This window comes from Ruegeria atlantica (assembly GCF_001458195.1).
Lineage (GTDB): Bacteria > Pseudomonadota > Alphaproteobacteria > Rhodobacterales > Rhodobacteraceae > Ruegeria > Ruegeria atlantica.
Genome location: NZ_CYPU01000024.1, coordinates 1 through 11540 on the forward strand (window position 1 = coordinate 1; position 11540 = coordinate 11540).

Annotated in this window: 11 protein-coding genes and 1 tRNA gene; 4 read left to right on the top strand and 8 right to left on the bottom strand. The window is 55.9% G+C overall.

The annotated features are described in order from the left end of the window. The 3 genes from RUA4292_RS07940 to RUA4292_RS07950 form a co-directional block, all read left to right on the top strand. On the top strand, positions 1 to 456 hold a 456-nt coding region (locus RUA4292_RS07940), incomplete at its 5' end, for an integrase core domain-containing protein (protein ID WP_145974897.1). A gap of 1628 nt (positions 457 to 2084) precedes the next feature. Continuing rightward, complete coding sequence (locus RUA4292_RS25215) at positions 2085 to 2327, top strand: VPLPA-CTERM sorting domain-containing protein (RefSeq protein WP_233493392.1); 243 nt, start codon at positions 2085 to 2087, stop codon at positions 2325 to 2327. A 466-nt stretch (positions 2328 to 2793) separates the two neighbouring features. After that, positions 2794 to 3558, top strand: coding sequence for a hypothetical protein (locus tag RUA4292_RS07950; RefSeq protein WP_058277130.1), 765 nt, complete (start codon positions 2794 to 2796; stop codon positions 3556 to 3558). 274 nt (positions 3559 to 3832) lie between these two features. Here RUA4292_RS07950 and RUA4292_RS07955 read toward each other — a convergent pair whose 3' ends face one another. From RUA4292_RS07955 to RUA4292_RS07990, 8 genes are all read right to left on the bottom strand, one after another. After that, on the bottom strand, positions 3833 to 4324 hold the full coding sequence (locus tag RUA4292_RS07955) for a hypothetical protein (RefSeq protein ID WP_058277131.1): 492 nt from the start codon (positions 4322 to 4324) through the stop codon (positions 3833 to 3835). Further along, a complete protein-coding gene (locus tag RUA4292_RS07960; RefSeq protein ID WP_058277132.1) occupies positions 4321 to 5163 on the bottom strand; it encodes a hypothetical protein in 843 nt (280 codons plus the stop codon). The genes RUA4292_RS07955 and RUA4292_RS07960 overlap by 4 nt, the downstream gene beginning before the upstream one ends. Before the next feature lie 242 nt (positions 5164 to 5405). Beyond that, on the bottom strand, positions 5406 to 5567 hold the full coding sequence (locus RUA4292_RS24740; protein WP_158506985.1) for a hypothetical protein: 162 nt from the start codon (positions 5565 to 5567) through the stop codon (positions 5406 to 5408). Then, positions 5567 to 6445, bottom strand: a complete 879-nt coding sequence (locus RUA4292_RS07965) for a DNA-primase RepB domain-containing protein (RefSeq protein ID WP_058277133.1) — start codon at positions 6443 to 6445, stop codon at positions 5567 to 5569. The genes RUA4292_RS24740 and RUA4292_RS07965 overlap by 1 nt, the downstream gene beginning before the upstream one ends. After that, positions 6435 to 7034 carry a helix-turn-helix domain-containing protein gene (locus RUA4292_RS24430; RefSeq protein ID WP_058277134.1) on the bottom strand — a complete coding sequence of 200 codons (600 nt, stop codon included), beginning with the start codon at positions 7032 to 7034 and terminating at the stop codon, positions 6435 to 6437. The genes RUA4292_RS07965 and RUA4292_RS24430 overlap by 11 nt, the downstream gene beginning before the upstream one ends. 432 nt (positions 7035 to 7466) lie before the next feature. Further along, positions 7467 to 8459 (bottom strand): site-specific integrase, encoded by a 993-nt coding sequence (locus RUA4292_RS07980; RefSeq protein WP_058277136.1) that lies wholly within the window; start codon positions 8457 to 8459, stop codon positions 7467 to 7469. A gap of 157 nt (positions 8460 to 8616) precedes the next feature. Next, positions 8617 to 8693: transfer RNA gene (locus tag RUA4292_RS07985), tRNA-Pro, on the bottom strand. 95 nt (positions 8694 to 8788) lie between these two features. Beyond that, positions 8789 to 9904 carry a THUMP domain-containing class I SAM-dependent RNA methyltransferase gene (locus RUA4292_RS07990; RefSeq protein ID WP_058277137.1) on the bottom strand — a complete coding sequence of 372 codons (1116 nt, stop codon included), beginning with the start codon at positions 9902 to 9904 and terminating at the stop codon, positions 8789 to 8791. 288 nt (positions 9905 to 10192) lie between these two features. Between RUA4292_RS07990 and RUA4292_RS07995 the strand changes: the two genes are divergently transcribed. Continuing rightward, positions 10193 to 11536 (top strand): Na(+)-translocating NADH-quinone reductase subunit A, encoded by a 1344-nt coding sequence (locus tag RUA4292_RS07995; protein WP_058277239.1) that lies wholly within the window; start codon positions 10193 to 10195, stop codon positions 11534 to 11536. The last annotated feature ends 4 nt before the right edge of the window (positions 11537 to 11540 follow it).

Here is an 11540-nt window from a genome sequence, read left to right on the forward strand (position 1 = left end):
GATGACGGAAAGGCATTCCGCACGCTCAACGTCATCGATGAGTACAGCCGGGAGTGCTTGGCGATACGTGTGGACCGCAAGCTGAACTCCAGCGATGTCATCGACGTGCTGAGTGACCTGTTCATCATACGCGGTGTGCCAAGCTACATTCGCTCCGACAATGGCCCTGAGTTCATTGCCGTGGCGGTGCAAGACTGGATCAATGCAGTTGGAGCAAAGACCGCATACATAGAGCCAGGCAGCCCATGGGAGAACGGTTACTGTGAAAGTTTCAATGCGCGGTTCAGAGATGAGTTCCTGAATGGAGAAGTCTTCTACAATCTAAGAGAAGCGCAGATTTTGATCGAAGAATGGAGGAAACACTACAACACAAAACGCCCGCACAGTGCTCTGGGACACAAACCGCCGGCCCCGGAAACCATCGTTCAAATGGACCAAAGGCCGGTCATGCACTAACAATCAACTTGGACCACACAAGTGGGGCTGAACAAAGCGATCAGACGAACAACGCGCTTGCGTTGTGTGCAACTGCTTTGAGTTGTTGTTGCACATCAAGCAGTTGAGTTGGTCGGAGTGAGAGGATTCGAACCTCCGACCCCTGCCTCCCGAAGACAGTGCTTGGTCGGCTTTTCGTCTGTCGCTGACACGCACTGCACGTCATCTACAAGCGCAAGAACGTCCGTGTTGTCAGTATGTTGACGGTCGCACGCATTGACACAGGTTGCAACATGCTTCGCACGCATCGCTTGGGGCACCGCTGCACTTGATGGGAGCAGAGTGCAGCGCATCGCAGCGGAAGTGCAGCCAGCGGCACATTTCGATGACGCTGACCAAACAAGCACCGATACGAAGATGTTGGCTGCGCCGTCACGATGTACGTTCTGCGTGCCGCACTGAACCGCCCACCTCGATACGCGCAACATCCCCCAGCCTAAACCAAACATGGGGTAATTGATGCCATGCTGTGCGCGGGGATGTCGGTCGCTCACCCCTTGATGCGAACTGGGAGCGTACAACGATGTCTGCTACGTGCAGCAGCACGTCTGGTCATCCAAAACAACACTGTTTAAATTTTACACGACTCTGTGGTGTATCCGCTGACACGACACAACAAAGCACAGCGGAGAGGTAGGGTTGATGGCCGATCCCAAGGTGAGCAGTATCAGTTCGTTCGTAAGGACCATCGCAGAGATACTGCGCAGTGACTTCAGGCAGTCCGAGTGTGATAAACTATCTACTTCCGTTCGCAGTGAACCAGTGTTTCGACTGCATCCTTGCTGACATGAAGTATAGCATGCTCGACTCCTTCGATGCATTGCCCGGCCGCTTTGATGATGGAACGCCGGAAATAATGTCGTTTGGCTCGGTCAACTGCAATGCGAAGGTCTAAAACCTGTCACGCTTCGCTTGCGACAGATCCAAGAGGCAAGAACCGGAACCGGGTCAGTTGCATGACAACCTGATCGGCGACATCACTAAGTTCTAACCCAACGTTTGCTACATCATTCTCGACGGGTTCCTGTTCATTGATTTCCCGAAGCACCTTAGGCAAATTGGTATGCTGTGGGGCGCGTTAAGAAGCTATACCGAGGGACTTGGTTTAAGATTTTCCATGGTGCAATTGGATTTCGACCAAAAATAATGTAGGATAGCCTTTTAGATTAACGTTTGGGTATGGTTTAGGGGGTAATATGAGATTAGTTGCTCAGATGGGAATGCTTGGTGTTGCGGCTCTAATCGCTTGGTCGAATTGCGCGACGGCAAGTACAGTACGACCGTGCAACGTTGCCGCGGTGCAGACGACTAACACACCCGCAGATTCTGCTGCTGGTTGTTATGGGATAATAAATCAGAACGGTCAGCCGAGCTCGGCAGAAATCCTCGTTGGGCTGAACGGTGCTGCCGCAGACGCAGGAATAGTTGACCCGCTATTTTGGAACTCCCTCGGAAAGATCGAAGAAGGAAACTTAACGAACGCTAACTTTACCGTTAGGAATGACACTAACACGGCCACTGGTGTGGGCCAAACTTCGGGGCTTTGGAGTATTTCCTCACCGGTAGCGGGTTCGATTTATGCCATCTTAATGAAAGGCGCTAACGATTGGGGCGTTTGGATCCCTAAGACACCGGGCTTTTTCGGTACTTGGGACCTTAGTGGGCAGATCCTCACTCCTAACGGAAAAAATACTGCAGGGCTCTCGAACTTGTCAGTCTACGTTGCTAGCCCGAGTCCCATACCTCTTCCTGCTGCTGGTTGGCTGCTAATTGGCGGTATTGGGGGACTTGTGGCGTTAGGTCGGCGAAAGCGGCTTGCTCGTAGAACTTGATACTTCAAGCAAACTCTAGGAGCGGCTGTGTATCGGTCGCTCTTTTCGTTTTGCCCAACGGCTAGCCATCCGAAGCGGCAATAGCAAACTGCCGTTACTAGGAACGCAGGGTAACCCTCCGTTCCGTCCCCGAGGTCAGGCTGGGACGTTATGTCTTGTCAGAAAGTAGTAGTGAATATTTAACAAGGCACTGCTCACCAGACTTCAGCGGTTTGGCAGAAGTAGCAAATTGTTTTTGACGAACTCCGACCGTGCGCCATTCATGTCGACAATAAGTTGGCGGGTTGATAGTGGTGCCGACGCTGTCTTGTTTGAAACCGATCGAGCCAAACAAGAAGACGTTCGTGCTCGACTTTCGGAATACCATCGAGGAAATCCAAACTGCGTTCCGCCCGTACTTCGAGGTTACAGAACTTCAAGCGATAACCGATCTAACCGAAGTTTTTTTGTACTTGAGGGTCGGTTGATGACGTTTGGCCGGCTTGACCGCGACGAGATCGAAAAGTTTGCGGCAACGTTCTTCAAGGGCGAGTTGGGCGGCGGTGATCGCGCCATGTCGCAGGGTTTGGTCAAACAAGCCGTGGGTCGGTTTGAGATCGAGGATGACGAAGGGCGGCAGGAAGAGTTCCGACAACTGTGCCGCAGCTACCTGCGGTTTTACACTTTCGTCTCGCAGGTGATGAACCTCGCGGACACATGGCTTGAGAAACTACACGTGTATCTGTCATGGCTGGTGCGCATGCCGCCAGACCGCGACGTTACACCCGAGATCGAAGTAACTGACGACATGCTGACACTGCAAAAGTTCAAGATCGGAGAAAAGAAACGCAGCGACGCGTCGTTGTCACCGGGCGATCATTTAGCGTTGAAAGCCATCGAAGAGTTCGGCGCGAAACCGTACACTGAGGACGAGCAGAAAGAACTGTCGGAAATCGTCAAGGCGTTCAACGACCGACATGGCACTGATTTCACCGAGGCTAACATGCTGCGCTACGAAGGCGTAAAGCAAAACATCATGGACGATGACCTAACAGAGATGCTTCGCAACAACGCGCCTGATGTCGTCTTCAACGCGTTCAAGCAGGCGTACTTCATGGGTGCGATCAAGTCGTTCGGTAGTGATGCGGAGATGAAAAATATCTTCATGCAGGACGAGGACGTGCGCGAGCGAGTGATCAAGCACATGTTCAACAGGGCAATGCGTGAGGCGCGCGATGGGTCTGCGGCATAGCTCGATCGTTCGCACCACGAAGTTACCAATCGGCACCCTTTGGCAGCGTTGTGCAAAGGGCTACGTCGTTGAGCGCACCAAACGTGAACTTTTGCAGTTTTCAGCAAGTGTGCATCCCCTTGTTTCATAGGTTTGAACCGGTACACGCATCACTGTGACTGCTACGATACTTCCTCGCTCGAAGTTTGAGAGGTTGCCGTTCGTCGAGTAATGACGGTGCACAGGTCCCTTCGGACGCCTTCGGCGGGATCGGTTGCGGGGCTTGTAGCCAAGCTTAGCCGATTGAACTGCTCGCTAGGACCACGTGGCCCCGTTTATCATGCAACGAAGAGTTCGTTCCTACTTCAACACCATTGCCTCCGCCATCTGCATCGTGACCAAACTCAAACAACCGATGTGCGATGCTACCAAACAACGGATGCATCTCGTGGTTTCCGAGGTCGTTGAAGCGCATCAAACCAGCGGCATGTAACTCGTCGAGAACCTGCCACGTCAGCGTTTTGCCACCCATCGCTGTTACCGCTTGCTCAAACACACACTGCCCGGCACCCGCATCTGCGTGCACAACAACCATGCCAAACAACAACCGACGTGCTGGTGGGGAGATAGTAGCGAGCGCACGTGCGGCCCCGTTGTTCGACAACGGCACCTGCGCACCGGCCTGCTTGATCTGTTCGAGCCGTCTCCACGCGTGCAACTCGGCTGACTGCTGCAAATGCGGTTTGTCTTGTGCTGCTGTCTGGCGTCTCTTCGCTCGGTTTGTCATCTCGTTTTCCTCCTTCCTTGCGTTGGTGCTGTCAGCGAGCGATCATCAGTCACGTCGCCGCCCATTGGCACGTCCGGCACTGGCTGCATCTGTTGAAGCAACTGTTCCAACTCTGCGATGCGTGCTTCTGCTGCGTCCGCGCGGTCTGTCTGCAGCAGCAACTCTTGTCGGTCTGCAATGTGCCTCTCCTTACGTGTCAGCTTACTCCTAGGCTTCTGCGGCACCGGTTCTAATGACTCCGCGATATTCTGCCCGAACGACTGCGCGCCATCGTTCATCGTCGCTGCAGTTAGGAAAGCCTGCACCTGCGTTGCCACGGCAGGGTTTGCCTGCATCAGCCGCTGCGGCAACACGATCAGGTTGCGATGGGTTGGGCGCTTGATCGTCTTTGTGCGCTCCAGTTGGTCAAGTGCTTTGGCCACCGCCACCTCGTCAGGCATCATTGCTTCGAATCGATCAAAGGTAGCATCGAACGCCTCGTCTGCGTCGTTATCCCATCCGCCGAAGGGTCCCGTGCCGTCCATCAATGCCTGCCGCAATGGTTCGCGTTCGATCCGCCGCAGTCGACGCATGAAGCCGGACGGCGATGCATCGTGTAACACGAGACAGCTTGACGGCACCGTGTTCGGCCATCGTATCGCATCGTCAACTTCTATCTCGCGGCCCGGTTTGCGTTCGACTCGCGCACTGCCTCTGCTGCTCTTGCGTGGGCGTTCTGCCAACTGCTTAACTTCACGGTTCGCGCACCAGATCAGATCAAGCGTGATGCAACCTAACACCTGCATCGCAGGGACACCGGCGGCCAACACGACTGCGTACTGCATCTGCGCTTGTGACATCAGAACGACGTTGTGACCGACAACCCGGCAGTCTGGCGTCAGGCGGGGGCGTTTTTGGTCGTCGAGGTAGGCTAAGGCAGGCAGAAGCGGCAGAGTTAGTCTCCGCTCGTCTAAGGCCCGGTTCAGCCACCGATCTGCGTTTGTTACAGGGGTGGTCGTTTGGGGAAAAGGAGTTTGGGCGACACTTCTATCTGCCCTTGCACGACCACCCCCGTAACATTTCGGATCAGAGGTTTCTTCCGTCATCCTATTGCCTCCATCCGGTCTATCGCTTCGGCTTTGCAGGCAAGTTTAGCCTCGGCAATTAGCGACATCACAATCGCCCTGGCATCCCCCACGATGGTCAGGGTGAACCCCCGTAGCCAAGCGGTCAGAACGGCTCGTATGTCGATCTGGGCTATCATCAAGCTTCTGCCTCCTGCATTGGACGGATGCCGGTCGCAGTCATCGCCCGCTGAATAGCCAACTGAACGTACTGAACACCTGCTCCTGTCTTCCGAGCCTCGCGCTCTTTGGCCTTCTCACCGGCACGGAGCATCACACACGCAACCTCGAAGTCAGCACCGCTCCGATCACCGCCATGCCGTGAGAGCGCTTCGGCCAACATCGAAGCAACTTCTCGGCGGCTATCACCGTCGCAAGTAGTCGCAAAACCGCGCACATGCGCGATATCTGGGGCATCTTGCACGTCTTGCGCTGCTCGATCCTCTGCGTCGGCAAGTAAACGCGGCGATGGCGTAAACCTTGCGCGCTTCACAGTAACTAAAGGTGGCTTGCCTTCTGACAGCGCGCGACTTGGTTTGGGGTTCCTAGTGCCGGGAAGTCTGCCGAGTTGGGATGGCTTCGCACTTCCGGGGTCACCGCCATAGCGCTCGGCCAACATCTTGCATGCCGCTCTGTGAACTTCGACGCTGTGGTCACGCCCCGAAAGTGAACACCACGCTTGCGCATGTCCCGGCGATGTCTCAACGACCAGCGATGGCGTGATGCCGTCTAAGGCCATCAGGTTGCGTACTTCATCGAGCGTGTCTGGCGTATCCAAGTCTAGCAACACGTGCATCGGACCGCCGACGGGTCGCATGAACACGTTCAGCCGTTTTGCCGACAATCCGCCAAACAGCTTCCACTGGCTGATCATCTCGTCCGGCGATAGTATCAACGTCTTGATGCATCGGCCTTGTGTACCGTCGGTTGGCTGCGTGATCAGTCTGATCTCGAAGCGCCTGCAGGGTAGCGCTTGAATCACATCCCGCAGAACCCATCTGCGCCAGTCAACGGCCATCAGATTGCCCTCCCGTGGAACCGACCTCGACCCCGGCGGAGCCGCCCCTTGGGGACCTGTGGACGTTCTCCTGCCAAGCATCCCGGATGTGCCGCCAAGTGTGCCCGCGCTTGATGTTGCTGATCGTAGTCAGACTACACTCGAACCGTTGTGCGATATCGGTCAGTGACATGCTTCCAGCGTTGACCATGTCCAACACCTGCCAAACTTGTTCGGCGGTCAGTTTCACGTTTGGCGCATGATCACCGACAGGCGCGGTACCCTGTTCAAAACGATCAAGTGCGTTCTGCTGCCTTGTACCATGCCGCAGGTGATCAAGGTTGACGCAAGCGCGGTTGTTGCATGTGCGCCGAGTGTCCCACTCGTCGCGCATGTTTAGGTCATCACGGCAGGCGACGATAAATCGAGCTACGCGCATTTTGCTTCTGCCACTACCGATCTGAGGTCTACTGTTGTCTCCGTGGTTTCCACTCAACACGATGCACCCGTCAGCCGTAACGCGTTCGAACCTTTCTAAGATACGGTCAAGAATATCCCGGTCGTCAGGATGCACATCGAGCGTAGCCAACTGGTCCGTAAGTACGTTCATCGACCTGCCTCTCCGGTCAAGTTGCGCTGTTCAAACGCGCAGACCTCAGACAGCCGGTAACGAACGGAGTTGCCGATCTTGACGTAAGGTACAGGCGATTTGGATGCGCTGCGTGCGTTGGCAAGCGATTTGGCACTGACCTTCCACCGATCAGCGAGTTCTTGGGTTGTTAGGAAAATGTTGTCGTGCAAGTCGATAGCCTCGGATGTTTAAACGCGTGTTGCAGTGCGTTGCTGGCACCGGTCTCGTTGGTGCTTCCGAGCTAGGGCATTCAGTCTGGCTTGAGGTCCAGCCGTAGTGGCACTTGCTATCAGAGTTCACCATAGTCCATCACAGACCAAAGGTCAAGCCCCAGAAATCTATATATTGTGTTTTTTAGGTCTTTTACAACGTTTATGGTACAATATGAAGTGTATGCATCTGCTTACAGTGTCACTCCCTTGCGCCCTGTGCGTGCAACTTCGCAACCACGTCCGTTGCACGAAGTCTCGCGTATCGTTCGAGCAGCACACCAGCATCTCGGTGGCCGGTCAAAACCTGCACCTCGGCCACCGACCAACCGTCGAGTAGCTTGTCCGTCGCGGCTTGCGCACGCAGATCGTGCAGTCTTATGTCGGCAACGCCAGCACGGGCACGCAACCGTTGCCAAGCCAGCCTTACCGCGTTTGCTGTCATCGGCAGTACGCGTTCATCGTTGCGGTGCAACTTGGCAAGAATGGCAACTGCTTGTGGCGACAGTGGCACCAGTCTAGCGTGTCCATTCTTGGTCTTCGGTAGCAACACGGTGCATGCTTCAAGGTCAACGTTGCGCCACTCCATAGACAGCAACTCGCCCCGCCGCATCGCTGTCTCGCGTGCCAGCACGAGTAGGGGCCGCATCAATGGGTTCAAACACTCACCGGCAGCATCAAGCAACCGTTGCCATTCACGATCTGTTAGTCTGCGCTCGCGTCGGTCAACAACGCGTGGCCGTTTCAAGTGCCGTACCGGGTTTGCGGGACTGTCGGCATACTCGCCAAGCTGCCTGTCGATGGCAGTCTGCATAAGTGACAATTCACGCACCACAGTTGATGGCTTGGCATCTAACATGCGCTGGTCACGCCACTGTGCGAAGTCATCGAGAGTCAGCACGTTGATGCGCAACTTTGCCACCTGTGTTCTTGCCAGTGCGTGCAGCCGCCAGCGTTCGCCAACTTGCTCGTTTGCCAAATGACGTAGGGCATATGCCAAAGTAAACGCATTTGCTGTATCGGCACCTGCCAACGCGCGGTGGCTCACGCTGTCAGTGCGTTCGGCTTCAGTCTCAACAACTCTCGCCCACTTCACGGCGTCGGCTCGCTTGGTGAATGTCTTGCTCGTACTGCGGCCTGCAAGTCGTACCGTCGCTTGCCATTTGCCGCTCGGTCGCTTGTTGATCGTCGCCATCTCGCATTTCTCTTTGTGCGATAGGGGACGTGCTTGGTGTAGCAGATTGCGTGCGGTTGGCGTGTTGAGTGCAGCGGAAGTGCAGCGATCAGACGAACAACGCGCGTACGTTGTGTGCAACTGCTTCGAGATGTTGTTGCACATCAAGCAGTTAATTTGGTCGGAGTGAGAGGATTCGAACCTCCGACCCCTGCCTCCCGAAGACAGTGCTCTACCAGGCTGAGCTACACTCCGACCGTGGCGCGTGATCTATACTTGCATTTTTGGATGTGCAAGGGGGGTTTCCGTGTCGTTTGTGCGAATTGCCTTCGTCGTTCCCGGGCATCGGATCAGGTCAAAACACCAGTTTGATACAGTCGGATTTTGGTGCCACCGTGGTCCACAATTGGCCCGGGGGGCAACAGCGGCAGGCGGGTGGATCGGGCCAGGCCTGCGTTGCTGGTCACGATACCGATACGCCAGCCCTTGAACTTGGTTTGCAGTACCTTGCCCAAGCTGCCGTAAACGGATCGCAGGCGTTTTTCATCCCCGATCCGGGCACCATAGGGTGGGTTGACAATAACAAGACCTGCGGCATCCGACGGGGGTTTTATGTCGCTGACCGAGCGCGTCTGAAACATGGTGAAATCGGCAACCCCGGCCCGGTCAGCGTTTTTGGTCGAGGCCTCAATCGCTCCGCTATTGCGGTCTGAGCCATGAAAAACCACGTCCGGTTTGGCCAAAGGTTGTTGCTGGCGCATCGAGGACCAGGCGTTGGGGTCAAAACTTGGCAGATTTTCAAAGGCAAAGTTGCGGGTACGGCCGGGGCGCAGCCCCAGCGCGATTTCGGCGGCTTCAATGACAAAAGTGCCAGAGCCGCACATCGGGTCCAGAACTGGTTCAGACCCATCAAATCCACACTCTCGGAGGAACATTGCCGCCATCGTTTCGCGCATCGGGGCTTTGGCGACAGCCGGTTTGTGGCCGCGTTTGTGCAAAGGCTCGCCGGAACTGTCGATCGAAAATGTGCACAGGTCCTTTTCGATGCGCAGCAGGACGCGCACGGCCGCATCGGGCGAGACCGGTGCGCCCAGAGTTTCCGTAATTGCCACTTCGATACGTTGCCGGGCGGCCCCTGCATGGTAGATTCGGGATTTGCGACTTGTCGCTTCGACTTTGACGGGCACATCGGGGCGCAAATATTCGGCCCAGGGAAATTTTCGGGCCCGTTTATCCAGTTGGGCCAAATGAACTGCGGGAAACCCGCCCAATCGCACCAGAACTTTGTTCGCGCCACGCAGACACAGGTTCGCGCGCCAGACTTCAGGCCAGCCTCCGCGACAAGTGACGCCGCCGGGTACCGGCTTTGCATCTGCGAATCCCTGCTCGACCGCTTCGGCATGCAGCGGGGCTTCAAGGCCGGGCGTTGCCACCAGAAAAATCTCAAAATCGTTGTTTGGTTCCATCCCGGGTGCTTACACCGGAAGTGTTGCGGGTGCGATATGCAATTTCAACAGGTCCAAAATGCAGCCCTTCAAGTTAATTTGACAAATTATCGGCAATTTAGGCGGCAACGGGTTTGCGTTTGGCAACATCCCCGCGTAAAGGGACCGTGATCAAAACGAAGCTTGGAATGAAAACGGGTGCTATGCGCCTTTTTTGCTCTCAGGCTCCCACATACAGATCGTTTTGTGCCACTATGCAGTGGTGGGAACGATGTGTTGCAGGAAAGAGGCTTGGAAGACAGTAGCGACATGCAAACTTTCAAACTGAAAAAAGGGTTGGAGCTGCCGGTGCAAGGCGCGCCAGAGCAGACGATCCAACCGGGTCCTGAATTCAGGTCTGTCGGGGTTTTGGGGGCTGATTATCTGGGCCTGAAACCGCGCATGCTGGTTCAAGAGGGTGAAGAGGTTCAGCGGGGCACACCGTTGTTTTGCCACAAGGACGTGCCCGAGGCGATGATGGTCGCCCCGCTCAGCGGCAAGATCGTGGCCATCAACCGTGGTGCGCGTCGGGTGTTGCAGAGCGTCGTAATCGAAGTCTCGGACGTCAATGACACAGGTCTGGATTTCTCGGCTGTGGGCAACGCCGATACCGCCGAGGGTGTGACCGAACGTCTATGTGCGGCTGGCCTGTGGACCGCTTTCCGCACGCGGCCCTATTCCAAGATGCCCGCACCGGGTACCAAGCCTACAGCAATTTTCGTGACCGCGATGGATAGTGAGCCTCTGGCCGCTGATGCGGCGATCATTATCCAAGATGCAGGTGACGCCTTTGCTGTCGGCCTGAGCGCAGTTGCCAAGCTGACCGAGGGCAAGACGTATCTGTGCCAAAATGAGGGCGCAGCCCTGCCGGGCGCCGACGTTCCGGGTGTTGAAACCGCAGCATTTTCCGGACCGCACCCCGCAGGCCTGGCTGGAACCCACATCCACTTCCTTGAGCCGCTGGCCGGTGAAAAGCAGGTTTGGACAATCGGCTATCAGGATGTCATCGCGATTGGCCGTCTGATGCAAACCGGCCATCTGGATCCGAACATCGTGGTTGCCCTTTCAGGCCCCGGCGCGCGTCAGCCCCGCCTGATCCGCACTGTCATGGGGGCATCGACCGATGATCTGACCCGTGACGAAATCAATGTGGACGGCACGGCCCGTGTGATCTCGGGCTCGATCCTGTCGGGCCGTCATGCAGAGGGGCCACAAGCTTACCTGGGCCGTTTCGCGCGTCAGATCAGCATCATCCGCGAAGACCATGATCAGCATACGTTGGGCTGGATTCTTCCGATGCCGTCGAAATACGCGGTTCAGCCGGTTCTTGGCTCGGCCTTTGCCAAGAAGTTGTTTGCATTCACGTCCAATCTGAATGGTGGACGCCGTGCGATGGTTCCGACCGGTACATTCGAACAGTTGATGCCGCAGGACTATTTGCCGACGCAATTGCTACGCGCTTTGCTGGTAATGGATACCGATACTGCACAGGCGCTAGGTGCGCTGGAGCTGGACGAAGAGGACCTTGGCCTTATCGGCTTTGCCTGTCCGGCGAAATATGAATATGGGCTGGCGCTGCGCGACTGCCTGACAAAGATTGAAAAGGAGGGCTGATCCG

Excerpts from the sequence above, each read along its gene's own strand:
- RUA4292_RS07995 (WP_058277239.1), top strand. The coding sequence starts at position 10,193 with ATGCAAACTTTCAAACTGAAAAAAGGGTTGGAGCTGCCGGTGCAAGGC.
- RUA4292_RS07960 (WP_058277132.1), bottom strand. The coding sequence starts at position 5,163 with ATGTCACAAGCGCAGATGCAGTACGCAGTCGTGTTGGCCGCCGGTGTC.
- RUA4292_RS24430 (WP_058277134.1), bottom strand. The coding sequence starts at position 7,034 with ATGAACGTACTTACGGACCAGTTGGCTACGCTCGATGTGCATCCTGAC.
- RUA4292_RS07965 (WP_058277133.1), bottom strand. The coding sequence starts at position 6,445 with ATGGCCGTTGACTGGCGCAGATGGGTTCTGCGGGATGTGATTCAAGCG.
- RUA4292_RS24740 (WP_158506985.1), bottom strand. The coding sequence starts at position 5,567 with ATGATAGCCCAGATCGACATACGAGCCGTTCTGACCGCTTGGCTACGG.
- RUA4292_RS07950 (WP_058277130.1), top strand. The coding sequence starts at position 2,794 with ATGACGTTTGGCCGGCTTGACCGCGACGAGATCGAAAAGTTTGCGGCA.
- RUA4292_RS07990 (WP_058277137.1), bottom strand. The coding sequence starts at position 9,904 with ATGGAACCAAACAACGATTTTGAGATTTTTCTGGTGGCAACGCCCGGC.
- RUA4292_RS07980 (WP_058277136.1), bottom strand. The coding sequence starts at position 8,459 with ATGGCGACGATCAACAAGCGACCGAGCGGCAAATGGCAAGCGACGGTA.
- RUA4292_RS07955 (WP_058277131.1), bottom strand. The coding sequence starts at position 4,324 with ATGACAAACCGAGCGAAGAGACGCCAGACAGCAGCACAAGACAAACCG.
- RUA4292_RS25215 (WP_233493392.1), top strand. The coding sequence starts at position 2,085 with ATGAAAGGCGCTAACGATTGGGGCGTTTGGATCCCTAAGACACCGGGC.